Source organism: Aeromonas oralensis (assembly GCF_049665575.1).
Lineage (GTDB): Bacteria > Pseudomonadota > Gammaproteobacteria > Enterobacterales > Aeromonadaceae > Aeromonas > Aeromonas hydrophila.
The window spans coordinates 1,938,891-1,963,833 of sequence record NZ_CP187186.1; the positions used below are offsets into that span (position 1 = coordinate 1,938,891).

Below are 24,943 nucleotides of genomic sequence, written 5' to 3' on the forward strand. Positions count from 1 at the left end.
TGCTGGAAATATGGATTTAAACGCTATGCCGGCAAGAGGGTGACGGCCATCGAAGATCCGCTATGTGATTATTTTGCTGAAAACATAGACAAAACGGCTGCAATTTCATGGCGTGATCCTGCTCTCCATTTTTCCATGTGAAAACGATTACAACTTGGTTCGCTCAACTAGCAACAACAATAACGTCCTGTTTAAGCATGTTTTTATATGGCTGCGACTTGATTGACTCAAGGAGCAGCACTGCGTGGATACATGGATTGATAGAACACCTGGAGACACTCGCATGAACAAAATCGTTAACAGCATGATCGCAATGGGGTTTGCCCTTGGTATGGCAAATGCTGCTTTCTCGGCCGAGGCGCTGAAGCTGGGCTACCTGGTCAAGCAGCCGGAGGAGCCCTGGTTCCAGACCGAATGGAACTTCGCCGACAAGGCGGGCAAGGATCTCGGCTTCGAGGTGATCAAGATCGCCGTCCCCGATGGCGAGAAGACCCTCAATGCCATCGACAGCCTGGCTGCCAACGGCGCCAAGGGCTTCGTCATCTGCACTCCGGATCCCAAGCTCGGGGCCGCCATCATGGCCAAGGCCAACAGCATGGATCTGAAGGTCATCACGGTGGACGACCAGTTCGTCAACGCCAAGGGCCAGCCTATGGAGCAGGTGCCGCTGGTGATGATGGCCGCCACCAAGATTGGTGAACGCCAGGGCCAGGAGCTCTACAAGGAGATGCAAAAACGCCAGTGGGACGTGAAGGCGACCGGGGTGCTCGCCATCACCGCCGACGAGCTCGACACAGCCCGTCGCCGGGTCGAGGGCTCCTTGAGCGCGCTCAAGGCCGCCGGTTTCCCCGAGGGGCAGATCTACCGCTCGCCGACCAAGGCCAACGACATTCCGGGGGCGCTGGATGCCGCCAACTCCATGCTGGTGCAGCACCCCGAGGTGAAGAACTGGCTCATCGTCGGCATGAATGACAACACTGTGCTCGGCGGCGTGCGCGCCACCGAAGGGCAGGGCTTCAAGGCCGAGAACGTCATCGGCATCGGCATCAACGGGGTGGATGCGGTGAACGAGCTCTCCAAGTCCAGCGCTACCGGCTTCCTCGGCTCCCTGCTGCCAAGCCCGGACGTGCACGGTTACAAGAGCATCCAGATGCTCCATGACTGGGTAGTCAACGGCGCCGAACCGGCCAAGTTCACCGAGGTGACCGACGTGGTGCTCATCACCCGCGACAACTTCAAGGTCGAGCTGCAGAAGAAAGGTCTGTGATTGACGCCATTTAAACCCTGACATCGAGACCGGCATGGCGCAGTGCGCCATGCCGGTCGGCTGGAGTGAAACATGAATCAGTCAGTTCCTTATCTGGAGTTTTGCGGCATCAGCAAGGAGTTTCCCGGCGTCAAGGCGCTGAAGAATGTCTCCTTCTGCTGCCAGCAGGGCACGGTGCACGCGCTGATGGGGGAAAACGGCGCGGGCAAGTCCACCCTGCTCAAGATCCTGAGCGGCTTTCAATCGCCCACCACCGGGGTGGTGAAGCTGGCCGGTCAGGAGCGGGTCTTTCAAAGCACGGTCGATGCGCTGGAGAGCGGGATCGCCATCATCTATCAGGAGTTGCACCTAGTACCCGAGATGACGGTGGCCGAGAACATCTATCTCGGTCAGCTGCCGACCCGGCGCGGGGTCATCGATCGGGAGAAGCTCTATCAGGATGCGGCCAGGCAGCTGGCGCGCCTCGGCATGGACGTCTCCCCCGAGACGCCGCTCAAGTACCTGTCGCTGGGGCAGTGGCAGATGGTGGAGATCGCCAAGGCGCTGACCCGGGATGCCAGCGTCATCGCCTTCGACGAGCCGACCAGTAGCCTGTCGTCGCGCGAGATTGAACAGCTGTTTCGGGTCATCCGCCAGCTGCGTGACGAGGGCAAGGTCATTCTCTACGTCTCCCATCGGATGGACGAGATCTTCGCCCTGTGCGACGCCATCACGGTGTTCAAGGATGGCCAGTTCGTGCGCACCTTCGCCTCCATGGCCGAGGTGGACCGGGATCTGCTGGTCAAAACCATGGTGGGGCGCGAGCTGACCGACATCTATGGCTACAGCCCAAGGCCGCTCGGCGAGGCGGGCCTCAAGGTAGATAACCTGATGGGGCCGGGGCTCAAGGCGCCGGTATCGCTCGAGGTCAAACGCGGGGAGATCCTCGGCATCTTCGGGCTGGTGGGGGCCGGGCGCAGCGAGCTGATGAAGCTCATCTTCGGCGCCGACAAGATGCACAGCGGCGAGATAGCGGTGTTTGGCAAAAAGGTGGTCATTCAGAGCCCCATCGACGCCATTCGCAGCGGCATCATGCTCTGCACCGAAGACAGGAAGGCGCTCGGCATCATCCCCATTCACTCGGTGCAGGAGAACATCAACATCAGTGCCCGCCGTCACCACGCGTGGGGGGGCTTCTGGATCAACCAGCAGTGGGAAGACGAGAACGCGAGGCTGCGGATCCGCGACATGCGGGTCAAGACCCCGTCTCCCCAGCAGGCCATCATGAACCTTTCCGGCGGCAATCAGCAGAAGGCCATTTTGGGGCGCTGGCTCTCCGAGGACATGAAGGTCATCTTGCTCGACGAGCCGACCCGCGGCATCGACGTCGGGGCAAAGAACGAGATTTACAACGTGATTTACGATCTGGCCAAGGTGGGCATCGCCGTGGTGGTGGTATCCAGCGAGCTGCCGGAAGTGCTGGGCATCGCGGACCGGATCATGGTCATGCGGGAGGGGGAGATCGCCGGCGAGCTTTCCCACGACGAGGCCAACGAGGTCAAGGCGCTCAATCTGGCCATGCCGGCCCGTTGATCTGCTGACCGCAACGAGATAGCACCCGGAATTTTCAGGAGAAATACCATGACAACTACTACCTCAGTCGGCCAGGCCGCCAGCGCCGCGACGGCCAGTGGCTCCCGCCTGCAACTGGCCCGCGTCTGGGATCAATACGGCATGCTGGTGATCTTCGCCATCCTGTTCCTGCTGGCCTGCGTGCTGGTACCCAACTTCGCCAGCCTGATCAACATGCGCGGGCTCGGGCTCGCCGTCTCCATGTCGGGCATGGTGGCCTGCGGCATGCTGTTCTGCCTCGCCTCCGGCGAGTTCGACATGTCGGTGGGCTCAGTGGTGGCCTGCTCCGGCGTCACCTGCGCGGTGGGCATCAACGCCACCGAGAGCATCACAGTGGGCATCCTGGCCGGCATGTCGGTGGGAGTGCTGTTTGGCCTCATCAACGGCATCGTCGTGGCAAAATTCAAGATCAACGCCCTCATCACCACCCTCGCCACCATGCAGATGGCGCGCGGGGTGGGCTACATCATCTCCGACGGCAAGGCGGTGGGCATCGTCGAGGAGCGTTTCTTCGAGCTCGGCAACTCCGCCCTGCTCGGCATCCCGATCCCGGTCTGGCTGACCGCCGTCTGCTTCGTGCTGTTCGGTCTGCTGCTCAACAAGACCACCTTCGGCCGCAACACCCTGGCCATGGGGGGCAATGAGGAGGCGGCGCGCCTGGCCGGGGTCAACGTGGTGCGCACCAAGATCATCATCTTCACCATGACCGGGCTGATTGCCTCCATCGCCGGCATCATACTCGCCTCGCGCATGACCTCGGGCCAGCCGATGACCTCGATCGGCTTCGAGCTGGTGGTGATCTCCGCTTGCGTGCTGGGAGGTGTTTCCATGAAGGGGGGATCGGCAAGATCTCCTACATCATCGCCGGGGTGCTGATCCTGGGGCTGATGGAGAACGCCATGAACCTGCTCAACATCTCCCCGTTTGCCCAGTACGTGGTGCGTGGCCTCATCCTGCTCGCCGCCGTGCTGTTCGACCGCTACAAGCAGGTACGCAAGGCGCGCATCTGATCCCTGTCCAACCGGTGCAGGCCCGCGTGCTGCGGGCCTGCAGAGGGTTACTTCATGGCTTACGACACATCCCGTTGTGAGCCAGTTCACCAATTTCACACGGCGCCATGCGCCGGATAGCGCGTTCCCAAGGTGAGTCTTTACAATGGCCCAAGCCGATTTTTTTACCCAAGCGCTGTTTTCCGCCATGTCCTCGATGCAAAAAGAGAAGCCGAAACAACTCAACCCCCTGCTGCCGGGCTACGCCTTCGACGTCTTCTTGGTCTCGGGCATGACCCCTATCGAGCAAGGGAGTGCGCTCGACTTCATCATCGACCGGCCCCAAGGGATGAAGGGCTTCATCGTCAATCTGACCATCAGGGGCAAGGGGCAGATCTTTCAAGGGGAGCAGGCCTTCACTGTGGAGCCCGGTGACCTGCTGTTGTTCCCGCCGGCGGCGGTGCACCATTACGGCCGGGCGCCGGATGCCCAGGCGTGGTACCACCGCTGGGTCTATTTCCGGCCGCGGGCCTACTGGGCCGACTGGCTCAAGTGGCCGCAGGTGACGGAGCGGGTGGGGCGCCTGCAACTGGCGGACGCCGCCTTGCTCGCCGAGTTCGATGCCCTGTTCCTCGACATTGAAGAGACCCACCAGCAGCTGCGGCCCATGTCGGAGCAACTGGCGATGAACTTGCTGGAGCGGCTGCTCATTCGCTGCTACGAAGCCTCCTCCCTGGATGCCTATCCCGCCATCGACCACCGGGTTCACCAGGCGTGCCAGATCTTAAGCGAGTCGCTCTGCGCCGAGATCTCGGTGGAGGCGCTGGCGGAGCAGGTGTTCTTGTCCCCCTCGCGCCTCGCCCATCTGTTTCGCGAGCAGGTGGGGGTGAGCATAGTGCGCTGGCGCGAGGATCAGCGCATCATGCGGGCCAAGTTGCTGCTGCAGACCACGCCGCTGTCGGTGGCCACCATCGGCCAGCAGGTGGGCTATGACGATCAGCTCTACTTCTCGCGGGTGTTTCGAAAGCGGGTGGGGGTCAGCCCCACCGAATACCGCAAATGTGCCACCCCGCTGTGACCCCACTTACCTGAGGCCGCGGCCTATCCTGTCACTTCAGCGTCCACCCCATGATGGGGTGGCTGCCTGGGGCAGGGGGCCGCTGCTTTCTTCATCACTCCTCGTCGATGGCGGCGAAGCGCTCCACCAGATAGTCGATCAGGGCCCGCACTGAGGGGAGCAGGCCGCGCCGGGAGGGGAACACGGCGTGGATGAGTTCGGGCTTCGGCTCCCAGGCAGGCACTACCTTGACCAGGGTGGCGGCGGTCAGCTGCTCCTGCACCATCAACAGCGGCAACTGCACCACCCCGACCCCGGCCAGCGCCGCACTGCGCAGCGCCACCATGTCGGTGGTGACGAAGCGGGGCTGGTGGGTGAGGTCGGCCTGTGCCCCCTGCGGCCCGAACAGTGACCAGAGGTAGTGCTGCCGCGGCGTCCCCAGCCCCATGCTGGGCCAGCCGTGCAGATCTGCCGGTGCGGTGGGCAAGCCCTGCTGTGCGACGAGTGCCGGGCTGGCCACCAGGCACTGGCGACGCTGCGCCAGTATCCGGATCACCAGCTCGCTGTCCTGCAGCGGTGGCGGCCTGACCCGGATGGCCACATCGACCCCTTCTGCGATGGGATCGACCCGCCGATTGGTCCCTTCCAGCTCGACCCTGATCTGGGGGTGACGGGCCATGAAATCCGCCAGCATGGGGCCGATATGGGTGTGCAGCAGGGCGATGGGGCAGCTCATGCGGATCAGCCCGCAGGGCTCGGCCCGTGTCATCTCGATGGCGGCCTGCGCCACCTCGGCCTCCACCAGCATCGCCTTGCAGTGCTCGTAATAGGTGCGGCCCAGCTCGGTCACCGCAAACTGGCGGGTCGAGCGCTGGAGCAGCCGCACGCCGAGCCGCTCTTCAAGTTGTGCTATCCGGCGGCTGAGCCGGGATTTGGGCATGCCGATGGCGCGGCCAGCGGGGGCAAAGCCGCCGTGATCCACCACCTGGACGAAATAGTAGAGATCGTTCAGATCCTGCATAGGGTGCTCTCATCGTTCCAAAAATAGGACGCTGATGCCCAATTTAGCAGTCTACCCACCTATTCGTCTCGAAACTATGCTGTCTCCAGTGTTCAATTCCACCGGATATGTCAGGAGCGACAGATGAAAAAGATCCTCGGCGTTTACAGCGCCCCCCGTCCTCACTGGGTAGGTGACGGCTTTCCCGTCCGCTCTCTCTTCTCCTACAGCAGCCACGGCAAGCAGCTGAGCCCCTTCCTGCTGCTCGACTATGCCGGCCCGGCCAACTTTACGCCGACCAGCCAGCCGCGCGGGGTGGGTGAACATCCCCATCGCGGTTTCGAGACGGTGACCATCGTCTACAAGGGCGAAGTGGCGCACCGGGATTCGACCGGTCGGGGCGGCGTGATAGGCCCGGGTGACGTGCAGTGGATGACCGCCGGCGCCGGTATCCTGCACGAGGAATTTCACGCCCCGGCCTTCAGTGAGTCGGGTGGTGAGCTGGAGATGGTGCAGTTGTGGGTGAATCTGCCGAGCCGGCACAAGATGACGCCGCCCGGCTACCAGCCCATCCTGGCGCGCGATATTCCGACGGTGGCACTGGCCAGCGACGCGGGGTTGGTGCGGGTCATCGCCGGCGAGTTTGAGGGGGTCCGTGGCCCGGCCCATACCTTCAGTCCGCTGCATGTCTGGGATCTGCGTCTGGTGCAGGGCAGCGTCAGCACACTCGAGTTGCCCGAAGGCTGGACCGGCGCGCTCATCGTGCTCAAGGGGACCGTGCAGGTCAACGGCAGTGCCATCGCCCGGGAGGCGCAGATGGTGGTGCTGGACCGGGCAGGTCGGCAGGTCATGATCGAGGCAAACAGCGACGCCACTATGCTGCTGCTGGGCGGTGATCCCATCGAGGAGCCCATCGTGGGGCACGGCCCCTTCGTGATGAACAGCCATGAGGAGATAGTGCAGGCCATCGATGACTTCAACAGCGGCAGATTCGGCGTGATGCCGGAGTGATAAATGGACAAGGCCCTCGCATGAGGGCCTTGTTTTTATGAGGCTGCGGATCAGCGCTGACGGGCCTTGAACCTAGGGTTGCTCTTGCAGATCACGAACAGCTTGCCGCGGCGGCGGACAATCTGGCAATCGGGGTGGCGCGACTTGGCTGATTTGAGGGAGGAGAGGACTTTCATGACTGCGCTTTTCCTCTGTTGAAGAACTGACCGAAACGCTGGCCGAAGCGGGCGACCTGACCTTCCTTGCTGACCTGCTTCTGCTTGCCGGTATAGAAGGGGTGTGACGCACTGGAGACATCCAGCGTCACATAGGGGTAGGTGTTGCCGTCTTCCCACTGCTTGGTGCGATCGGTCTTGAGGGTAGAACCCACCAGAAAATAGGTGTTGGCGGTCAGGTCGTGGAACAGAACCTGACGGTACTCGGGGTGAATGTCGGGACGCATGATGCTGGCCTTATAATTTAGTTGTTATAACATAACAAATAAATCATGCCTTTGTTGAGAATAGATATCAACAATTTTTTGTCTTGTGTGATGATGGGATGATATTGCCCAAGGGAGCTCTGCCTCTCCGGCAAGAGGGGTAGCCAGCCGGGTTTGGTGATGTCGCAGCAGGGTTGGCAACAAGAGGTGGATGACGCGCTTTACTTTTGATTTTTACTGTATAAAAATACAGTTATAAATCATGGAGAAGTATCCTATGCGTCTGGAAATCATCATCGACAAAAAACATCAGGTGCCCACCTCGACCATGGAGGCGCTGCGTCAGGAGCTGCTCAAGCAACTGGGCGAGAAGTTCCCCGACCTGCATGTGCGGGTCGCCCCCGGCAGCGCCATGGCGCTGACGGTCAGCCGCGCCAGCAAGGAGGACAAGGAGCTGGCAGAAGCCATGGTGCAGGAGGTGTGGGAAAATGCCGACAGCTGGATGCCGGAGAGTGTTGCCTCCTGAGCCTGGTTGCCGGGCTCTCATCTAGCAGCTTTCTTGCCGAACAAAAAACGCAGCCCAAGGCTGCGTTTTTTGTTGCTGGTGGAATGAGATCCCGAGCTGATGGTGCGTCAGCACTCAGCTTTTAATCCTCAACCGTCAAAGCCCGGCCCAGCGTTTGAGACTGTTGACCTGCACCCGCTGATCGGCCTGGGCGATGTCGCCGCTGGCGCGCAGTGCCTTGAGGGCGACGGGAAGGGCGGCACGCACTTCGCTGGCCGTCATGCCGGCCTGCAGGGCCGGGTGATAGGCAAGCTTGAGCAGCACGTAATCGAGCCCGGTCGGGAAGCTGTCGATGCTGTTGTCGTTGAAGATGGAGGGGAACACCTTGTCCGAATCGTTGGGCAACCCCATCACCTGGGTGAGCTCCTCCACCACGCAGTCGAGAAAGCGCCCCTTGGCCCGGCTGTAATCCACTGGAATGATGATGGTGGCGCGGGCCATCTCGCGGCGGGCATTGGTGGTGAAGTTGGCCATGCAGAGCCCCTCCTTGAGCGCGGTCTTGACGGAGGCATCCTGCCCCATGGTGCGCTTGGCCCAGCTCGCCATCTTGGCGCGTTCGGTCATGATCAGGGTGATGTTGGGTCGCTCGCTGACCAGGGCGATGGGACGACCTATGATGCCGGCCAGATGCTGGCTCTGTACTCTGACCACCTCGCTTTGCAGCGCCTTGTCGCCAAATTCGTTGACCAGCTTGAGACGGATGGGCTGTTCCCAGCGGGAGAAGTGCACATTCTGTTCGTGGCCGTACTCCCGCTTCATGGCGACCTCGAAGAAACTCTCGGTGAGATAGGCATCGCTCTGCCAACGCTCGGCGGCCTGCAGCCAGGGGCTCAGCAACAGGAGCGCCACCAGCCAGCGGCCGAGCGGCCGGCGCCAGCCTGAGTGGCGCACGGCAAGGTAACGGCGCAATGAAGTCATGTCTCCTCCTTGAAACAGTCGGGATCAGCGCGTGGCCCGTTCGAGATCGCGCCAGGTGAGCCAGAGCCGCAGATCAAACTCCAGTTGATGATAGTCCGGCTCCATATGCTGACAGAGCTGATAAAAGCCCTTGTTGTGATCCTTCTCTTTCAGGTGGGCCAGCTCGTGCACCACGATCATCTTCAGGAAGGCTGGGTGGGCCTCCTTGAACAGGGCGGCGATGCGGATCTCGTTCTTGGCCTTGAGCTTGCTGCCCTGCACCCGGCTCACATAGGTGTGCAGGCCGAGGGCATCCTTGATCACATTGATCTTGCCATCGAAGATCACCTTGGAAAGTGGCGCCGAGCTTTTCAGGTAGCGGTTCTTCAGCTCCATGGTGTAGGCGAGCAGTGCCTTGTCACTCTGGATGAGGTGGGTCTCTGGATAACGCTTTGCCAGCACGTCCCCCAGTTTGCCCGCCGCGATCAGCTGTTGCACCTGGGCCTTGAGGGGCTCGGGGTAGCCACCGAGGTAGGTCAGTTCCGCCATGTCTGCATTACTCGTCATATCAAAAGAGCGCCATTGTAGTCAGCGCGTCGCCGCTTGCCTACCGTTTCGGGCCTTGCCAGCGTTGGCGCAATGAAAAGGGCCGTCATCGCGGGATGACGGCCCTGTTCGGTCAAGGGTTGCTCAGCGCCTGCGATAGAGACCCGGATCCACCTCTTCATACTGGCTCACCAGATATTGATAGAAGGCGAGACTGGAGGGGGAGCTTGGCTTCTTGAGCTCATCGGCCACCCGATCCGGCTTGGCGATGATGAACTTGGGACTCTGGCGCTTGAGGTCGGCCAGCACCCGTTCACGCACGTCGTAGGGTGGGTTGACGTTGGCAAAGAACAGGTAGGCGGAGGCCGGCTGGCGATCGGTCCAGAGGTAATATTGTGGCTGGATGCCGTCCACCCAGATCTTGTCGGTGGGGCTGGTCTCGGCCTTGATCCGATCGACCCGCACCTGGGCCGGCGGGTTGAACGGTGTGCCCTTCAGGGTGCCTTCCCAGGCATTGTTGAGCAGCAGGGCCAGCATGGCGAGCGAAGCGAGCCAGGGGGTGGCGCTGCGCACATCCCAGGCGCGCCACAGGGGCACCAGGATGAGCACCGGCAGCGCCCACAACAGGCTGTTGCCGAGCACTTCACGCACCCGCTCCAGCGACCACTCCTTGGTGCTCCAGCCGTAACCCAGCTGCTGGGCCAGCAGCCAGCTGGCGGTCAGCACCACCAGCGAGATGCAGAGCAGGCCGAGGCCATCGGCCTGCTGTTCGCTGCGATCCAGCAGGCAGGCCAGCGGCAGCAGGGCCAGCGGCAGATAGAGCACATCGTAGTGATCGAACACGTGGCCGGAGACCGAGTTGGCGATCAGGGTGAAGATGACCCCAAACAGGGTGGCGCACAGGGCCGGCAGATACCACTCCTGACGGCGCCCCATCATCAGCACGATGAAGGCGGGCAACAGCATGATGAGGCCGGTACGCAGCAGGCCGACACTGCCCACATCCGGCGAGAAGCCGTTGCCGTAGCTCCCCTCGAAGAAGATGTCGAAGGCGTAGTATTTGAATTCGGCCAGCAGGTTGTGATGCTGGAAGTAGGCGAGCAGCGGGCCGCCAACCAGTGCCAGCCCCAGCAGGCTGGAGCAGAGCAGGGAGAGGGCGCAGCGCCACTGTTCGCGCAGGCACCAGTGGCAGAACAGCACCAGATACCAGGCCCCCCAGAAGGCGCCGTTGTTGGTGCGCATCCAGGCGACGATGGCAAAGGTGAGCGCGGCCACCAGCGCCGGTCCCCAGCTGCAGCGCTTGTCCAGCAGCATGGTGATGAAGGCCCACTGGGCGATGAGGGCCAGATGGAACGTCCAGTCCTCGGTCATGTTGCCGTAGTAGTAGCGGGTGCCGTAGAGCGCCAGCACCGCCAGCATGCTGCCGAGCCGGGCCCGCAGCGAGAGGCCGAGCTGACCGAACGCCTGCCAGCTGGCCAGCAGCCCCAGCCAGCAGAGTGCCCACTCCAGCAGCCAGATCCCGAAGAAGCCGCCAAGGCCATAGCCGAGGGCGTCGAGGGCGAAGATCATGGGGCCCTTGATGTCGATCATGTCCCGGTAAAGCACGCCCCCTTCGCTCCACATCTTGCCCATCACCGCAAACAGCGAGGCGTCAAAGCCTGGCGCCATGCCGTGGAACAGCGGGTTGCGCAGGCAGAACAGCAAGGCCAGCAAGCCGGTGAGCAGGATCACCAGCGGCCGCAGGCCCGGATTGACGCGAGGAGGGGTAAAACGGATGGCATGATTCATGGGTGACCTGTTCCTGCTGGGAAGTCTCGAAAGCGGGCCTATCTTGCCGAGCCTGACAGCACGATGCAATGGGCGAGGGGAATGTGCTTGAAATAATTTGTAAAAGTGCCGCTTTACGGCATGAAAGCGGCACGTTTTCTGACAAAACCGGCTAAAGCGACCTGGAGTGCCACCGCCAAGTGGCCCGCCAGGTCATCAACGGGTAGACGGCCCCTGATACTCCACCAGTGCCGGCGCAGCGGCGAGCTCGGGCAGATAGCGGGCCCAGCGGATGAAGGCATCCGCCAGGGTGATGCCGAGCTCCTGGTTGTGCTGGGTCAGGGTGCGAGCCAGTGCGGTATAGCCCTCCTTGCCGGAGGCGGTGTAGGCGCTGGAAACCCCCCGATAGATGGCATCGGCCTCGACCGGCTGCCACTGGCCGGGGGCGCGCTCCCACTCCAGCCGGGTGATCCGGCGCCCCTTGGGCTGGTCCGCCTGATAACAGAAGCGCACGCCGGCGGTATAGGGGAAGCTGCCGCTGCCATTGCCCGTCACGCCGTTGTTGGTGGCGTTGTCGATGGCCCCCTCCAGCGCCTCGGCCAGCTCATGACCGTGCACCCGATAGAGGGTGAGCGGGATGGCGAAGGGCAGCAGGCGGCCGGCGATGTCTGCCTCGCTGAGCGGCCCGGGCTCGAGGGAACAGCGTACCCCGCCGGCATTGTGCAGGGCGAAGTCCACCTGACCGACCTGCTCGCGGGCCCCGGCCAGCATGGCGCTGGCCACCAGGGGCGCCACCTGGCTGCCGGCCGGCAGGCTGGCATCGGGCAGCCGCTGATGGTGCAGCGGCCCGCCAAGGCGGGTCACGATGCGCTGGGTCATGGTCTCGAGCTCGGGCCGGTAGCGTTTGGCCAGCAGTTGCTCGAGCTCGGGCGCCGGCTCGCAAAAGTGCAGCCCGGCCGGCGGCGTCGAGGCAAACGGCCAGGGCTGCCAGGGCAGCCACTCCAGCTGGCCACGGCTGCGTTCTACCCGGCCGTGCTGGTCAAACGTCAGTTCGCACACCCCGAGGCAGAGGGCGCTGTGGGCGGCGTGCAGGATGGCGACGCCGTTTCGCATCAGCGGATAGCTGCCCTCGCTCGCCAGACCGAGCGGCGCCAGATCCCCGAGCAGGCTGTGGGTGTGGCCGCCGATGATGAGGCTGAGCTCGGGAAAATGCTCGGCCAGCAGTTTGTCCTGCTCCAGCCCCAGGTGGCTCAGCAGGATGATGTGGTGGATGCCGGCGGCCTTGATCTCTGCCAGCGTGGCCTTCAGGGTCTGCTCGATGCCGTGAAAGCGGGTATGGGGATCGGGGCTGGCGATGGCCGCCATCTGCGGCAGCGTGATGCCGAGCAGGGCGAAAGGCACGCCGTCGATACTGCGCTGGTGCCAGGGACGGCTGGCGTCATACAACTGGGGCAGACCGCGCAGTCGCAGCGGGGCGTCGGCGGGCTCCTGACTGCTGTCGAGGTTGGCGGCCAGCACCGGAAAGTCGAGCTGGCGCAAAAACTCCACCAGCGGCCCGTTGCCCAGATCGAACTCGTGATTGCCGATCACCATGGCGTCCGGTCGCAGCAGGCTCAGCAGGTCGGCGTTGGCGCGCCCCTTGAAGCGGTTGAAATAGAGCGAGCCCTGGAAGGTGTCACCGCCGTGCAGGAACAGGCAGGTCTGGCCCGCCGCGTCGGCCTGCCGGCGCAAGGCGTTGAGCCGGGTCAGGATGCGGGCGTAGCCACCACACTGGGTGCGCCACTCGGACTCGCCTGCAGGGGCGAAGCGCATGGGGGCGCCATCGAAATGGGAGTGACAGTCACTGAAGTGGGCAAGTTGAACCGTAATACTCATCTCGGTCCTCCTTAGAGAAAAAAGAGCACCGAGTCTACTCCAATGGCGGGGGGAGATACCAGCCCGGCGGCAGGCCGGGCTGGTAGAGTGAGGTAGAAGCAGGGCATCCGCTCAGGGAGCCCCGTCCCTTCAGGCGGGTACCATGATCTGGGTAGCTAGGATCACCACCAGCAGGCCGACCGCGACCGGCACCGAGGTGCGCTTGACCACTTCGAACGGAGAGAGGTTGCCCATCCCCGCACAGGCGACCACCACCCCGGAGACCGGCGAGATGGTGCGGCCCAGGTTGGAGGCCTGCAGCATGGGGATCACCAGATAGGCGGGGTTGACGCCGAGGCTGGTGGCCAGATGGGGAATAAGCTCCACGAAGGCGTAGAAGGGGGCGTTGCCGGACCCCGTGGTAAAGGCGGCCAGGGTGGTGATGACCACCAGCACCAGCATGATGACGATGCCGCCGGTACCAAAGCTCTGGGCCAGATCCAGGAGGTTGGCGATGAAGCCGAGCCCCATCAGCCCCTGGGCAAACACCCCGGCTCCCACCAGCAGCATCACCACGCCGGCGAAGGCGTCGGCCATGCTGCGCCAGCACACCTGCAGCCCGTCCAGCAGCTCTTTGCCATTGCGTTTGCGGGCCAGCTCCAGCAGGGCGGCCAGCACCAGGCAAATGACGATGATGGTAACGATGTCGAGCTTGGGCCCGAGTTTGCCGTCAAACAGCAGCACCCCGATGATGGGGGTGAACGGCAGGATGGCGTAGAAGCCGGGGGCATCGGTGATGAGATCGCTCGGGGCGACCGCCTCGTTGTGCTCGCCGGCCTTCTGATCCAGATAGCGCTGCCAGAAGAAGTGGGTCACCGCCATGGCGGCGATGGCCACCAGCGAGATGGGCAGGGTCAGCTTGAAGGCAAAATCGAGCAGCTCCATGTTGGCGGCCTGGGCGGCCATCACCACGTCCCCGGAAGTGGGGGCCAGGATGATGGCGGCCGGCGAGGCGCACACCGCAGCCGCGGCGCCACGGGAGATCCCCATGTTGACCATCAGCGGGAACAGGGTGGCCATCAAGAGCACGCCGAGGCCGGTGGCGGAGCTCACCGCCAGCGACATGGCGCAGGCCACCAGATAGGCGGCAACCAGCAGGATGTAGGGGGACTTGATGATGCCAAGCGGCTTGCTGGCCAGCTTCACCAGGATGGTGTTGGCGCCGATGTGGCTCATGTAGCCGGCGAAGCCGCACAGCACCATGATCAGCATGCCGAGGCCACCGCCCCGATCCACCAGCAAGAAGCGCACGTATTCGAAGATGTCGGTGGCCACGTGGCCGGTGGAGGTGACGCTGGTGGGCAGCACCGCCTTGCCCATCAGGGCAGTGATCGCCAGCAGCAGCAAGCCGCCGCTGAGCAACACCCCGGTGGCCGAGTAGCCCTTGAAGATGTAGCGACCCACAGCCACGGTGACCAGGGTGCCGATAAGGAGTTCCATCATAGAGTGAGTTCCTGAGTACGAATGAAGGTGGATGCATTCCTGGCGTCAACTTGGAGGTTAATCTGGCCAATCCCGAAATGTATCGACATAAAACTCGGCGATTATTATCCAATAAGGGGTATCTCACCATGATGTTGCGCATCACTTGTGATCTTGCTTGCAAATCAATGGCGGTGCGGGGTTGCGACTTGTCAACCTGACACTTAGGCTTTGTGACGGGAGCAGGTGACAGTCGCGGGGATCGCGGTTAATCTCCTGCTTCGAGTATTAATGCGTTGATTATTAATTAAAATAACAACCCCGCCAGCAACGAGGTCAAGGCAGCAGAGATGGGAATGGTCAGCAAAGTTTTCATGGTGGCATTGATGTTGTTCGCCGCCACGGCCGGGGCCGAGAGTTCCCATTACACCGGTATCAAGGCGGTGCCTGACATCAAGGTCGACTTTCAGTTTTATCGGGTTTCCGGGCCGGACGTGGCGAGCCTGGCGCGCCAGATGATCGGCGCGGGCACAGCCCGGGCCAACGGCCACATCGGCATGGCCAGTTACCAACTATCCTGGCAGTTGCAGACCCGTCCCGAGGCGCAGCGCTGCGAGCTGGAACAGGTCAAGGTTACGACCCGGATCAAGGTGATGGTGCCGAACTGGATGGACAAGGCCAGGGCCTCCGCCGCCGAACGTCAGAAGTGGGACAAGCTGGTGGCGGCCATGTTCGATTACGAGAGCCGTCACAAAGACATACTGCTGGAGAGCGTTAGCCAGCTTGGCATCCAGCTGGCGCAGCTGCCGGTGGAGCGCGACTGCGCCGCCCTGGAATATCAGGCCTGGCAGCGGGGGCAGGGGGTGTTGGCCAGCTCGCGCCAGCGTTTCAGCCAGTTGCAGCAGCAGACCGATCACGGTCGCAAACTGGGGCTTAACTGGCCAAAGGGCATCTGAGCCCGACAGGATTTGAGCGAACAAAAAGGGCTCCCGCAGGGGAGCCCTTTTTGTTGTTGCACCTTGCCGAGCATCTGGGCGCTCACTGGAGCGGCTTGCCCTTGAGCAGCTTGCGCACCCAGTAGCGGGCCGGGTGGAGCGCCTCCAGCAGATCGGCGGCCAGCGGCAGCGGATCGCCGCAGATCTCGCTGGCCAGCAGCTCGCCGCAAAGGGGCGCCGAGCAGAGTCCCCGCGAGCCGAGCGCCCCCAGCACATAGAGGCCGGGATGCAGCGGCAACTGCGCTGCGTTCTGCTGATCGCCTTGCAGTCCGGCGTAGTGATCCGCCAGGTTGGCCAAGCTGGCGACCGGCCCCGCCACCGGCAGGTGATCCCGGCTGGCACTGCGCACGCCGACCCGGGCCTGATTGCCACTCACATCCACCTCGGCGGGCCAGGCTTGCTGCGGCAGGCAGGCTTGCAGTCGCGCCTGGTTCTGGGCCTGCTCGTCGGTGCGAAACGCGAGGTCTGTCTGGTTGCGGCCATAGCTGGCGCCGATGCAGTGGTGATCGTGGTGAGCCGGAGTGAGGTAGCCATCGTAGCAGAGCACGGTGTTGAGCTTGCTCAAGCTCGCCGAGGTCGGCACATGGCTCACCTGGCCGCGCACCGGATAGAGCGGCAGCTCGGCAAAGGGGATGAGCGCAGGCAACTGATGGCCGGCAGCCACCACCAGATTGGGGGCTTGCCAGCGGCGCCCGTCACGAGACTCGACCTGCCAGCCATCGGCCTGTTCGGCAATGGCGACCACCTCGGTATTGAACGCCAACTCAAGCAGCCCGCTGGCCTGCGCCTCCTGGATGACGGCGCGGGTGAGATCCGCCGGGCAGAGCCAGCCCCCCTGCGGATAGCTGACGCCACCGTGACCGCAGGGCAGGCCGACCACTTGCTCAACCTCCGGCTCGGAAAGTACCTGCATCAGTTCGGGCGGGAAGGGGCCTTGCGCCATCTTGGCCAGCTTGGCGGCGGACTTGTCGTCATAGCCGAGCTGGGTGACGCCGCACAGCGAGAAGGCGACAGGGTGGCGCTCGGCCAGGGATAACAATCGGTTTCTGGCAAAGCCGAAGGCCAACGAATAGAAGCGCGACAGGGCATCGTGCTCGCCGTTGAGCAGCGGGTAGAGGGCTCCCTGCCGATTGCCGGAGGCGCCGGTCGCCGGCTCGCCATCCTGGCACAAGAGCGTCACCTTGCGGCCCCGCTCCACCAGCGAGAGCGCGGTCATGGCCGAGGCGATGCCGCCACCGATGATCAGCACCTCGCCCTCCCGGCCAGCAGGTCTGGCATACCAGGGGGCGATGGTCTGCTGTGGCTGTTTCTCTGCACGCTCCCCGGCCAGCATCTCCCGCTTGCTGCCGTGTCCTTTCACCTTCTGCATGGTAAAACCGGCGGCAATCAGGCCGCGGCGCACGAAGCCGGCACAGGTAAAGGTGGCGATGGTGGCGTGGGGACGCGCGAGGCGGGCCAGGCCGTCGAACAATTCTTGCGTCCACATCTCCGGGTTCTTGGCAGGGGAGAAGCCATCCAGATACCAGGCGTCCACCAACCCGTCTGCCGGGTGGGGTACCTGGGGCAGCATCTCCTTGATGTCGCCAAACCAGAGGTCGAGCCGGATCCGGCCGCCGGCAAAGAGCAGCCGATGACAGCCTGCGACGGGCAGCGGCCACTGCGCGATGAGGGGCTGGCTGAAGGTGGCGAGCTCGGGCCAGGCGGCCAGCGCCTTGCTCAGATCCTCCCGGGTCAGCGGGTATTTTTCGAAGCTGATGAAGTGGAGGCGGGCACCGTTGCCGGATTGGGGCGCCTGTTCCAGAAAGGCGGCCATTGTCGCCAGAAAGTTAAGACCTGTGCCGAAACCTGTCTCACCTATCACGAAAATGTCACTATCGTGATGCGAAAATCGCGCTGGCAGCCGATTTTGCTGCAAAAAGACGTAGCGGGTTTCACTTAGACCGTTATCATTGGAAAAGTACACATCCCCGAACTCACTGGAGACTGGAGTTCCCGCTTCATTCCAGTCCAATCGGGCATGATGTAAGGATGTTTGACTCACGTTTTCCTCTGCTCGCGTCACAAAATCGCGGGCATTCTACGTGAAAGCAGACCAGTTTGGCAGCCGAAAGCGGGTAGACTTGGCGCCAGTTTTTCCAGACGAGATGAATTAATGAGAAGAGCAGTGATCACCGGTATCGGCGTCATCTCCAGTATCGGCAACAACAAGGAAGAAGTGCTGGCCTCCCTGAAAGCAGGCAAATCTGGCATCACCTATTCCGAGCAGTTCGAACAGTACAACCTGCGCAGCCGTGTCTGGGGTAACATCAAACTCGACCCGTCTGAACTGATCGACCGTAAAGTCATGCGTTTCATGGGCGATGCAGCGGCTTATGCCTATCTCTCCATGCAACAGGCCATCGAAGACGCCGGTTTGCCGGAAGAGATGGTGTCCAACGAGCGTTCCGGTATCGTGACCGGCTCCGGTGGCGCCTCCGGCAAGAACACCTCCGAGTCTGCGGATATCGCTCGTGAGAAGGGCGTCAAGCGGGTGGGCCCCTACATGGTGCCGCGCACCATGTCCTCCACCACCTCCGCCTGCCTGGCCACCCCGTTCAAGATCAAGGGTGTCAACTACACCATCAGCTCCGCCTGCGCCACCTCTGCCCACTGCATCGGTCACGCTCTGGAACTGATCCAGCTTGGCAAGCAGGACATCGTCTTCGCCGGCGGCGGCGAGGAGCTGGACTGGTCTTCCACCATCCAGTTCGATGCCATGGGCGCTCTGTCCACCAAGTACAACGACACCCCGGAAAAAGCCTCCCGTACCTATGATGCGGATCGCGACGGTTTCGTCATCTCCGGTGGCGGCGGCATCCTGGTGGTCGAGGAGCTGGAACACGCCCTGGCCCGTGGTGCCCACATTTATGCCGAGATCACCGGTTACGGTGCCACCTCCGACGGCTACGATATGGTCGCGCCGAGCGGTGAAGGCGCGGTGCGTTGCATGAAGATGGCGATGCAGGGTGTCGGCAAGGTGGATTACATCAACACCCACGGTACCTCCACTCCGGTCGGTGACACCAAGGAACTGGAAGCGATCCAGACGCTGTTTGGCAGCAATGCGCCCAAACTTTCCGCCACCAAGGCCATGACCGGTCATGCCCTGGGTGCTGCCGGCGTGCACGAGGCCGTCTACTCCCTGCTGATGATGGAACACGGCTTCATCGCCCCCAGCATCAACATCGAGACCCTGGACGAAAAGGCCGAAGGCCTGCCCATCGTGCGCGCGTACGAAGAGGCGGATCTCAATACCGTCATGTCCAACAGCTTCGGCTTCGGCGGGACCAACGCCTCCCTGGTGTTCAGCAAGTTCAAGGCTTGATGAGCCCACCATGAGTCGAAAAAAGGCGCCGCAAGGCGCCTTTTTCATTGGGTGATCGTCAGCCCCGTTGCGGCAGTGGCAGTCGCATGTAGGTCGCGCCCTCGCCATATTCGGTGAGGGACTTGCGGGTAGTGGCCGGCTGGAAGCCCTGCTTGCGCCAGAAGGCCGGCGCATCCTGCACCGCCACCAGACCGGCGTGCTCAAACCCTTCGTCTGCGGCAAACGCAAGGGCGGTGGCGAGCAGCCGCTGCCCTATGCCCTTGCCGCGAGCCTGCCGTGAGACGGCGAGATCGTGCAGATAGAACTCGTCGTTGCCGGCCAGGCGCTGAATGGGGACGGATAGGGGTGGGGGCTGGTGGGCACGCCAGGGGTGGCAGAGCAGATAGCCCAGCACCTGGCCCTGATGTTCGGCCACCCAGCAGCAGGCGGGGGCCAGTTCGGCCTTGTTGCTCATGACTTCGATGGGTTCAGGATCCAGCTGGTGATAACACTCGTCCTGAATGGCCATGATGGCGGGCCAGTCGTTGGCCCGGGTCGTGCGGATCTTGATCATAGTGGTAGGGCATGGCTGCCCGAAAACGCTGATTAAACAATGGATTCGTCAACCAGCGTACCAGAACCGGGTCATGAACTGAACAGGCATCTCCAAATGATGCCTTTTTTGATCAGCGCGCCGCCTGTTTGCTGACGACCTTGATGAGCTGATAGCGCAGGGAAGGGGCATCTGCCGGCACATCGGTGAGTTGCTCCTTGCTGACGGTCAGCTGATAGCGGTAGCCAGGTTCAAACTGAAAGCCTTCAATCTGCTGATAGAACAGGGTCCAGGGCTGCTGCTCGTCACTGCGCACCTGCATGCACTGCATGGGGCCGACGCCGACGCAAGGTACCAGCTGGCTGTTGACATAGAGGGTCTCGCCTGCGGTTGGCGTGGGGGCACTTTGACAGGCGCTGAGCAGCAGGGCGGCACCGGCGCTGAGGAACAGTGGTCTCATGATGAACTCCTTCGATGGAAAGGGGGGCATTAGAGCGGCAAATAAAAAGGCGGTCAATGACCGCCTTTGTAACAAAAAAACTGAAGCCTGTGACTCAACGCTGGTCGAGCGGGGTGAACTCGCGCTGCGGCTGACCGGTATAGAGCTGACGCGGACGGCCGATCTTCTGATCCGGATCCGAGTGCATTTCGTTCCAGTGGGCAATCCAGCCGATGGTACGGGAGATGGCGAAGATCACGGTGAACATGGACATGGGGATGCCGATGGCCTTCATGATGATGCCGGAGTAGAAGTCCACGTTCGGGTAGAGCTTCTTCTCGATGAAGTAGGGGTCGGAGAGCGCGATGCGTTCCAGCTCCATGGCCACGTCCAGCAGCGGATCCTTGATCTGCAGCTCGGTCAGTACCTCATGACAGGTTTCGCGCATCACGGTAGCACGGGGGTCGTGGTTCTTGTAGACCCGGTGGCCGAAGCCCATCAGACGGAACGGATCGTTCTTGTCCTTGGCCTTGGCGATGTACTCAGGAATGCGGTCAACCGAGCCGATCTCCTCGAGCATCTTGAGGCAGGCTTCGTTGGCACCGCCGTGGGCCGGTCCCCACAGGGAGGCGATCCCCGCGGCGATACAGGCAAACGGGTTGGCGCCGGAGGAGCCGGCCAGACGCACGGTGGAGGTGGAAGCGTTCTGCTCGTGGTCCGCATGCAGAGTGAAGATGCGGTCCATGGCACGTTCGACGATGGGGTTGACCTTGTACTCTTCGGTCGGCACGCCAAACATCATATGCAGGAAGTTGCCGGCATAGGAGAGGGCGTTACGCGGCTGCATGAACGGCTGACCGATGGAGTACTTGTAGCACATGGCGGCCAGGGTCGGCATCTTGGAGAGCAGACGGAAGGCGCAGATCTCGCGGTGCTCTTCGTTGTTGATGTCGAGGGCATCGTGATAGAAGGCGGAGAGCGCACTGACCACGCCGCACATGACGGCCATGGGGTGGGCATCGCGACGGAAGCCGCGGAAGAAGAAGGCAATCTGCTCGTGCACCATGGTGTGGCGGGTGACCAGACGTTCGAATTCCGTGTACTGCGCCTTGGTGGGCGCCTCGCCGTACAGCAGGATGTAGCAGACTTCCAGATAGCTGGCCTGGGTGGCCAACTGAGCGATGGGGTAACCACGGTGCAGCAAGACACCCTGATCGCCATCTATGTACGTAATGGATGATTTGCAAGAACCGGTTGCCATAAAACCGGGGTCGAAGGTGAAGTACCCTTGCGCGCCCAGTTTTCTGACATCGATCACGTCGGGTCCGACAGTTCCTGACAGGATCGGGAGTTCTACCGGGTCTTTACCGGGCAGATGTAGGGTGGCTATCTTATCAGCCATAGCACGTCTCCTTTGCTCTTTTATAATTTGATTCCAGCTCTACTTTATTACGAGTTTGATGACGCTGGCAAAGGTTCTGACCCGTACCAGGGCGGCTGGAGCGCCTTATTTGAAACAGAGTTCAGGGCTGTTGTCAATTTTGCTGGATGATCATTAATGATTTGTTAAATGAGTTGTGAGATCTGGTTTACGGTTTTGGGTTTTCTTTGTAGCTAATTGATTGTCATTGGTTAAGCCCGCCGATATACTGCGCCTCGTGGGTGATGGCTGTCGGTGTTTGAAACGCTTTCGCAAAGCTAGATGTGATATTGAAAATGTTATTTTTGGCTTTCCTGAGTTGTTTTGGTAACAAAAACCTAACAAATGCCACTCCATGCCCTCATAAGCGTGTAAAAACAATAACTAACGTGCTCAATGGAGCTGAGTGGGCAAAGCCGTGAAAAATAAACAGAGACCTGTAAACCTCGACCTACAGACGATCAGCTTTCCTGTCACCGCCATCGCTTCCATCTTGCATCGTGTCTCAGGGGTCATCACCTTTGTGGCGCTCTCAATCTTGCTGTGGATGCTTGGTACTTCACTCGCCTCTCCCGAAGGATTTGAGACCGTGGTGTCCATCATGGACAACTTCCTGGTCAAATTCGTGCTGTGGGGGATCCTGACTGCGCTGGCTTACCACATTGTGGGCGGACTGCGTCACCTGGTCATGGACATGGGCTATTGGGAAGAGCTGGAATCCGGTAATCAGAGTGCCCGTGTGGCCTTCGTGATCACCGCGGTTTTGGCGGTATTGGCGGGGGTACTGGTATGGTAACCAATTCTGCAACCTTCGGGCGCAGCGGCGTTCACGATTACATCCTGATCCGCGCCACCGCCCTCATCATGACCTGTTATGTCCTCTACCTGGTGGGCTTTGTCGCGTTCAACGACATCAGCTACGAGGTGTGGACCGGCTTCTTCGCCAAAACCTTCACCAAGGTGTTCACCCTGTTGGCGCTGCTGTGCGTACTGATCCACGCCTGGATCGGTCTGTGGCAGGTGCTGACCGACTATATCAAGCCGGTGGGGTTGCGCGGTGCGCTGCAATTTGCCCTGGTAGTGGTGCTGTTCGTCTACCTGATGACCGGCTTCGTTGTACTGTGGGGGGTGTAAGGTGACTATTCCAACTCGTGAATTTGATGCGGTCGTGATCGGTGCCGGTGGCGCCGGCATGCGCGCCGCGCTGCAGATTGCCCAGTCCGGCAAGAGCTGCGCTCTGTTATCCAAGGTATTCCCGACCCGTTCTCACACGGTTTCTGCCCAGGGCGGGATCACGGTTGCGCTGGGCAATGCCCACGATGACAACTGGCAGTGGCACATGTATGACACCGTCAAGGGCTCCGATTACATCGGTGATCAGGAAGCCATTGAATATATGTGCAAGACCGGCCCCGAAGCTGTCTATGAACTGGAGAATATGGGTTTGCCCTTCTCCCGCTTCGATAACGGCACCGTCTATCAGCGCCCGTTTGGCGGCCAGTCCAAGAATTTCGGTGGTGAGCAGGCGGCCCGTACCGCGGCGGCAGCCGACCGTACCGGTCACGCCCTGCTGCACACCCTCTATCAGCAGAACGTCAAGAACAAGACCACCGTCTTCTCCGAGTGGTATGCGCTGGATCTGGTGAAGAACCAGGACGGCCACATCGTTGGCTGTACCGCCATCGACATGGAGAGCGGTGAAGTCGTCTACTTCAAGGCCAAGGCCACGGTGCTCGCTACCGGCGGTGCCGGTCGCATCTACCAGTCCACCACCAACGCCCACATCAACACCGGTGATGGCGTCGGCATGGCGCTGCGCGCCGGGGTCGGCGTGCAGGACATGGAGTTCTGGCAGTTCCACCCGACCGGCATCGCCGGGGCAGGGGTGCTGGTGACCGAAGGTTGCCGCGGTGAAGGCGGTTACCTGCTCAATAAAGACGGCGAGCGCTTCATGGAGCGTTATGCGCCGAACGCCAAGGATCTGGCCGGTCGCGACGTGGTGGCTCGTTCCATCATGATCGAGATCCGCGAAGGTCGTGGCTGCGACGGTCCCTGGGGCCCGCACATCAAGCTCAAGCTGGATCACCTCGGCAAAGAGGTACTGGAATCCCGTCTGCCGGGCATCTGCGAGCTCTCTCGCACCTTCGCCCACGTGGATCCGGTGAAAGAGCCCATCCCCATCATCCCGACCTGCCACTACATGATGGGCGGCGTGCCGACCAACGTGAACGGCCAGTGCCTGACCCAGGACAAGGACGGCAACGATGTGCCGGTAGTCGGTCTGTTTGCGGTGGGCGAAATCGCCTGCGTCTCGGTGCACGGTGCCAACCGCCTGGGCGGCAACTCGCTGCTGGATCTGGTGGTATTTGGCCGCGCCGCCGGCATGCATCTGGTCAACACCCTGAGCGAGATGGAGCACGGCCGCGCCGCCTCCGACGCCGATATCGACGCCGCGCTGTCCCGCTTCAATCGCTGGGAAAATTGCCGTGACGGTGAAGATCCGGTGCAGATCCGCAAGGACCTGCAGCGCTGCATGCAGAACAACTTCTCCGTATTCCGGGAAGGCGATGCCATGGCCGAAGGGCTGGCCGAGCTGAAACTCATCCGCGAGCGCCTCAAGAACGCCCGTCTGGACGACACCTCCAAGGAGTTTAACACCCAGCGCATCGAGTGCCTGGAGCTGGACAACCTGATGGAGACGGCCTATGCCACCGCGGTGGCTGCCAACTTCCGTACCGAGAGCCGGGGCGCCCACAGTCGCTTCGATTTCCCGGAGCGTGACGATGAGAGCTGGCTGTGCCACAGCCTCTATCATCCGGACACCGAGTCCATGACCCGTCGCGCTGTCAACATGTCACCCAAGACCCGTGAGGCGTTCCCGCCCAAGGTCCGGACTTACTGATTGCGGAGCTAGCCCTATGAACGTCACATTCTCTGTCTACAGATACAATCCGGATGTTGATAACGTCCCCCATATGAAGGAATATCGTCTTGATATTCCTGAAGGTTCCGACATGATGGTGCTCGACGCACTGATCCAGCTCAAGGAGCTGGATCCCACGCTCGCCTTCCGCCGCTCTTGCCGCGAAGGGGTCTGTGGATCTGACGGTCTCAACATGAATGGCAAGAACGGTCTTGCCTGCATCACCCCGCTCTCCGATCTGCTGAAGAAGGGCAATAACGTCGTTATCCGCCCCTTGCCAGGCCTGCCGGTGATCCGTGATCTGGTGATCGACATGACCCAGTTCTACACCCAGTGGGAGAAGGTCAAACCCTTCCTCATCAACGACGAAAAATTGCCGCCCGTGCGTGAGCACCTGCAATCCCCCGAAGAGCGCGCCAAGCTGGATGGCCTGTACGAGTGTATTCTCTGTGCCTGCTGCTCCACCTCTTGCCCCTCCTTTTGGTGGAACCCGGACAAGTTCATCGGCCCGGCCGGTCTGCTCGCCGCCTATCGCTGGCTGGCGGACAGCCGTGATACCGCTGCGACCGATCGACTGGGTAATCTGGATGACGCCTTCAGCGTGTTCCGTTGCCACGGCATCATGAACTGCGTGAACGTCTGTCCCAAGGGCTTGAACCCGACCAAGGCCATCGGTCAGATCAAGTCGATGCTGCTCAATCGGGCTGTTTAGTATCAGGGCCAGGGCGTCACGCGCCAGGCCCGACCTCTGGATAGCCATCCGTCACCATGGCTGGATGGCTATTTAACCCCTACAAGCTGCG

General features: G+C 61.7%; 23 protein-coding genes and 1 pseudogene. 12 read left to right on the forward strand and 12 right to left on the reverse strand.

The window, feature by feature from the left end; genetic code table 11:
- The first annotated feature begins 283 nt into the window (after positions 1-283).
- From ACPDZI_RS09260 to araC, 4 genes are all read left to right on the forward strand, one after another.
- Entirely contained in the window at positions 284-1,267 is a 984-nt protein-coding gene (locus ACPDZI_RS09260; protein ID WP_438834396.1) for an arabinose ABC transporter substrate-binding protein, read from the forward strand.
- Positions 1,268-1,339: 72 nt separating this feature from the next.
- On the forward strand, positions 1,340-2,839 hold the full coding sequence (gene araG / locus ACPDZI_RS09265) for an L-arabinose ABC transporter ATP-binding protein AraG (RefSeq protein ID WP_408754288.1): 1,500 nt from the start codon (positions 1,340-1,342) through the stop codon (positions 2,837-2,839).
- Between the two features lie 48 nt (positions 2,840-2,887).
- Complete coding sequence (araH, locus tag ACPDZI_RS09270; protein WP_438834397.1) at positions 2,888-3,754, forward strand: L-arabinose ABC transporter permease AraH; 867 nt, start codon at positions 2,888-2,890, stop codon at positions 3,752-3,754.
- 279 nt (positions 3,755-4,033) lie between these two features.
- Positions 4,034-4,945: an arabinose operon transcriptional regulator AraC gene (gene araC / locus ACPDZI_RS09275; protein WP_045790020.1), complete on the forward strand. Its 912-nt coding sequence runs from the start codon at positions 4,034-4,036 to the stop codon at positions 4,943-4,945.
- Positions 4,946-5,039: 94 nt separating this feature from the next.
- On the opposite strand, the gene ACPDZI_RS09280 is transcribed toward araC, so the two are convergent.
- Positions 5,040-5,945 carry a LysR family transcriptional regulator gene (locus ACPDZI_RS09280; RefSeq protein ID WP_438834398.1) on the reverse strand — a complete coding sequence of 302 codons (906 nt, stop codon included), beginning with the start codon at positions 5,943-5,945 and terminating at the stop codon, positions 5,040-5,042.
- Between the two features lie 123 nt (positions 5,946-6,068).
- Between ACPDZI_RS09280 and ACPDZI_RS09285 the strand changes: the two genes are divergently transcribed.
- Complete coding sequence (locus ACPDZI_RS09285; RefSeq protein WP_438834399.1) at positions 6,069-6,935, forward strand: pirin family protein; 867 nt, start codon at positions 6,069-6,071, stop codon at positions 6,933-6,935.
- Positions 6,936-6,985: 50 nt separating this feature from the next.
- Here ACPDZI_RS09285 and ykgO read toward each other — a convergent pair whose 3' ends face one another.
- Together ykgO and ACPDZI_RS09295 are read right to left on the reverse strand one after the other, a co-directional pair.
- A complete protein-coding gene (ykgO, locus tag ACPDZI_RS09290) occupies positions 6,986-7,111 on the reverse strand; it encodes a type B 50S ribosomal protein L36 (protein WP_005300174.1) in 126 nt (41 codons plus the stop codon).
- A complete protein-coding gene (locus tag ACPDZI_RS09295; protein WP_438834400.1) occupies positions 7,108-7,377 on the reverse strand; it encodes a type B 50S ribosomal protein L31 in 270 nt (89 codons plus the stop codon). The genes ykgO and ACPDZI_RS09295 overlap by 4 nt, the downstream gene beginning before the upstream one ends.
- Before the next feature lie 256 nt (positions 7,378-7,633).
- Here ACPDZI_RS09295 and ACPDZI_RS09300 point away from each other — a divergent pair, with 256 nt between their 5' ends.
- A complete protein-coding gene (locus tag ACPDZI_RS09300) occupies positions 7,634-7,882 on the forward strand; it encodes a DinI family protein (protein WP_011705785.1) in 249 nt (82 codons plus the stop codon).
- A 135-nt stretch (positions 7,883-8,017) separates the two neighbouring features.
- Here the strand turns inward: ACPDZI_RS09300 and ACPDZI_RS09305 are convergent, their stop codons facing one another.
- The 5 genes from ACPDZI_RS09305 to dcuC form a co-directional block, all read right to left on the reverse strand.
- A complete protein-coding gene (locus ACPDZI_RS09305; RefSeq protein WP_263676716.1) occupies positions 8,018-8,839 on the reverse strand; it encodes a DUF2927 domain-containing protein in 822 nt (273 codons plus the stop codon).
- Positions 8,840-8,863: 24 nt separating this feature from the next.
- Positions 8,864-9,367 carry a M48 family metallopeptidase gene (locus ACPDZI_RS09310; RefSeq protein WP_011705787.1) on the reverse strand — a complete coding sequence of 168 codons (504 nt, stop codon included), beginning with the start codon at positions 9,365-9,367 and terminating at the stop codon, positions 8,864-8,866.
- Between the two features lie 141 nt (positions 9,368-9,508).
- On the reverse strand, positions 9,509-11,152 hold the full coding sequence (locus ACPDZI_RS09315) for a hypothetical protein (RefSeq protein WP_029303209.1): 1,644 nt from the start codon (positions 11,150-11,152) through the stop codon (positions 9,509-9,511).
- A gap of 195 nt (positions 11,153-11,347) precedes the next feature.
- The gene (locus ACPDZI_RS09320; RefSeq protein ID WP_438834401.1) at positions 11,348-13,006 is read right to left on the reverse strand and encodes a bifunctional metallophosphatase/5'-nucleotidase; all 1,659 of its coding nucleotides are present in this window, start codon (positions 13,004-13,006) and stop codon (positions 11,348-11,350) included.
- Between the two features lie 129 nt (positions 13,007-13,135).
- Positions 13,136-14,488, reverse strand: coding sequence for an anaerobic C4-dicarboxylate transporter DcuC (gene dcuC, locus ACPDZI_RS09325; RefSeq protein ID WP_194759807.1), 1,353 nt, complete (start codon positions 14,486-14,488; stop codon positions 13,136-13,138).
- A 335-nt stretch (positions 14,489-14,823) separates the two neighbouring features.
- Here dcuC and ACPDZI_RS09330 point away from each other — a divergent pair, with 335 nt between their 5' ends.
- A complete protein-coding gene (locus tag ACPDZI_RS09330) occupies positions 14,824-15,423 on the forward strand; it encodes a DUF922 domain-containing Zn-dependent protease (protein ID WP_175610096.1) in 600 nt (199 codons plus the stop codon).
- 82 nt (positions 15,424-15,505) lie between these two features.
- On the opposite strand, the gene mnmC is transcribed toward ACPDZI_RS09330, so the two are convergent.
- Positions 15,506-17,524, reverse strand: a complete 2,019-nt coding sequence (gene mnmC / locus ACPDZI_RS09335; RefSeq protein ID WP_438834402.1) for a bifunctional tRNA (5-methylaminomethyl-2-thiouridine)(34)-methyltransferase MnmD/FAD-dependent 5-carboxymethylaminomethyl-2-thiouridine(34) oxidoreductase MnmC — start codon at positions 17,522-17,524, stop codon at positions 15,506-15,508.
- Positions 17,525-17,614: 90 nt separating this feature from the next.
- Between mnmC and fabB the strand changes: the two genes are divergently transcribed.
- Entirely contained in the window at positions 17,615-18,826 is a 1,212-nt protein-coding gene (gene fabB, locus ACPDZI_RS09340) for a beta-ketoacyl-ACP synthase I (RefSeq protein WP_016350500.1), read from the forward strand.
- Between the two features lie 64 nt (positions 18,827-18,890).
- On the opposite strand, the pseudogene ACPDZI_RS09345 reads toward fabB, so the two are convergent.
- The 3 genes and pseudogenes from ACPDZI_RS09345 to ACPDZI_RS09355 all read right to left on the reverse strand — a co-directional run.
- Positions 18,891-19,379, reverse strand: a pseudogene (locus tag ACPDZI_RS09345) (GNAT family N-acetyltransferase); the annotation flags it as partial.
- 112 nt (positions 19,380-19,491) lie between these two features.
- On the reverse strand, positions 19,492-19,818 hold the full coding sequence (locus ACPDZI_RS09350; RefSeq protein ID WP_263676720.1) for a DUF4377 domain-containing protein: 327 nt from the start codon (positions 19,816-19,818) through the stop codon (positions 19,492-19,494).
- A 94-nt stretch (positions 19,819-19,912) separates the two neighbouring features.
- Positions 19,913-21,199, reverse strand: a complete 1,287-nt coding sequence (locus ACPDZI_RS09355; protein ID WP_005300205.1) for a citrate synthase — start codon at positions 21,197-21,199, stop codon at positions 19,913-19,915.
- Between the two features lie 424 nt (positions 21,200-21,623).
- Between ACPDZI_RS09355 and sdhC the strand changes: the two genes are divergently transcribed.
- From sdhC to ACPDZI_RS09375, 4 genes are read left to right on the forward strand one after another with little or no spacing between them, the layout of a single operon-like run.
- Positions 21,624-22,013: a succinate dehydrogenase cytochrome b556 subunit gene (sdhC, locus tag ACPDZI_RS09360; RefSeq protein ID WP_011705795.1), complete on the forward strand. Its 390-nt coding sequence runs from the start codon at positions 21,624-21,626 to the stop codon at positions 22,011-22,013.
- On the forward strand, positions 22,007-22,351 hold the full coding sequence (gene sdhD / locus ACPDZI_RS09365) for a succinate dehydrogenase, hydrophobic membrane anchor protein (protein WP_011705796.1): 345 nt from the start codon (positions 22,007-22,009) through the stop codon (positions 22,349-22,351). Before sdhC ends, sdhD begins: the two co-directional genes overlap by 7 nt.
- A gap of 1 nt (position 22,352) precedes the next feature.
- Positions 22,353-24,119 (forward strand): succinate dehydrogenase flavoprotein subunit, encoded by a 1,767-nt coding sequence (gene sdhA / locus ACPDZI_RS09370; RefSeq protein ID WP_011705797.1) that lies wholly within the window; start codon positions 22,353-22,355, stop codon positions 24,117-24,119.
- 16 nt (positions 24,120-24,135) lie between these two features.
- The gene (locus ACPDZI_RS09375) at positions 24,136-24,852 is read left to right on the forward strand and encodes a succinate dehydrogenase iron-sulfur subunit (RefSeq protein ID WP_011705798.1); all 717 of its coding nucleotides are present in this window, start codon (positions 24,136-24,138) and stop codon (positions 24,850-24,852) included.
- Positions 24,853-24,943: the final 91 nt, after the last annotated feature.

Coding starts and splice junctions, on each gene's coding strand:
- sdhD (WP_011705796.1), top strand. CDS start 22,007: ATGGTAACCAATTCTGCAACCTTCGGGCGCAGCGGCGTTCACGATTAC.
- ACPDZI_RS09305 (WP_263676716.1), bottom strand. CDS start 8,839: ATGACTTCATTGCGCCGTTACCTTGCCGTGCGCCACTCAGGCTGGCGC.
- ykgO (WP_005300174.1), bottom strand. CDS start 7,111: ATGAAAGTCCTCTCCTCCCTCAAATCAGCCAAGTCGCGCCACCCCGAT.
- ACPDZI_RS09330 (WP_175610096.1), top strand. CDS start 14,824: ATGGTCAGCAAAGTTTTCATGGTGGCATTGATGTTGTTCGCCGCCACG.
- ACPDZI_RS09375 (WP_011705798.1), top strand. CDS start 24,136: ATGAACGTCACATTCTCTGTCTACAGATACAATCCGGATGTTGATAAC.
- ACPDZI_RS09300 (WP_011705785.1), top strand. CDS start 7,634: ATGCGTCTGGAAATCATCATCGACAAAAAACATCAGGTGCCCACCTCG.
- ACPDZI_RS09280 (WP_438834398.1), bottom strand. CDS start 5,945: ATGCAGGATCTGAACGATCTCTACTATTTCGTCCAGGTGGTGGATCAC.
- ACPDZI_RS09355 (WP_005300205.1), bottom strand. CDS start 21,199: ATGGCTGATAAGATAGCCACCCTACATCTGCCCGGTAAAGACCCGGTA.
- araC (WP_045790020.1), top strand. CDS start 4,034: ATGGCCCAAGCCGATTTTTTTACCCAAGCGCTGTTTTCCGCCATGTCC.
- ACPDZI_RS09315 (WP_029303209.1), bottom strand. CDS start 11,152: ATGAATCATGCCATCCGTTTTACCCCTCCTCGCGTCAATCCGGGCCTG.
- araG (WP_408754288.1), top strand. CDS start 1,340: ATGAATCAGTCAGTTCCTTATCTGGAGTTTTGCGGCATCAGCAAGGAG.
- dcuC (WP_194759807.1), bottom strand. CDS start 14,488: ATGATGGAACTCCTTATCGGCACCCTGGTCACCGTGGCTGTGGGTCGC.
- araH (WP_438834397.1), top strand. CDS start 2,888: ATGACAACTACTACCTCAGTCGGCCAGGCCGCCAGCGCCGCGACGGCC.
- ACPDZI_RS09350 (WP_263676720.1), bottom strand. CDS start 19,818: ATGAGACCACTGTTCCTCAGCGCCGGTGCCGCCCTGCTGCTCAGCGCC.
- ACPDZI_RS09285 (WP_438834399.1), top strand. CDS start 6,069: ATGAAAAAGATCCTCGGCGTTTACAGCGCCCCCCGTCCTCACTGGGTA.
- ACPDZI_RS09310 (WP_011705787.1), bottom strand. CDS start 9,367: ATGGCGGAACTGACCTACCTCGGTGGCTACCCCGAGCCCCTCAAGGCC.
- ACPDZI_RS09320 (WP_438834401.1), bottom strand. CDS start 13,006: ATGAGTATTACGGTTCAACTTGCCCACTTCAGTGACTGTCACTCCCAT.
- ACPDZI_RS09295 (WP_438834400.1), bottom strand. CDS start 7,377: ATGCGTCCCGACATTCACCCCGAGTACCGTCAGGTTCTGTTCCACGAC.
- ACPDZI_RS09260 (WP_438834396.1), top strand. CDS start 284: ATGAACAAAATCGTTAACAGCATGATCGCAATGGGGTTTGCCCTTGGT.
- fabB (WP_016350500.1), top strand. CDS start 17,615: ATGAGAAGAGCAGTGATCACCGGTATCGGCGTCATCTCCAGTATCGGC.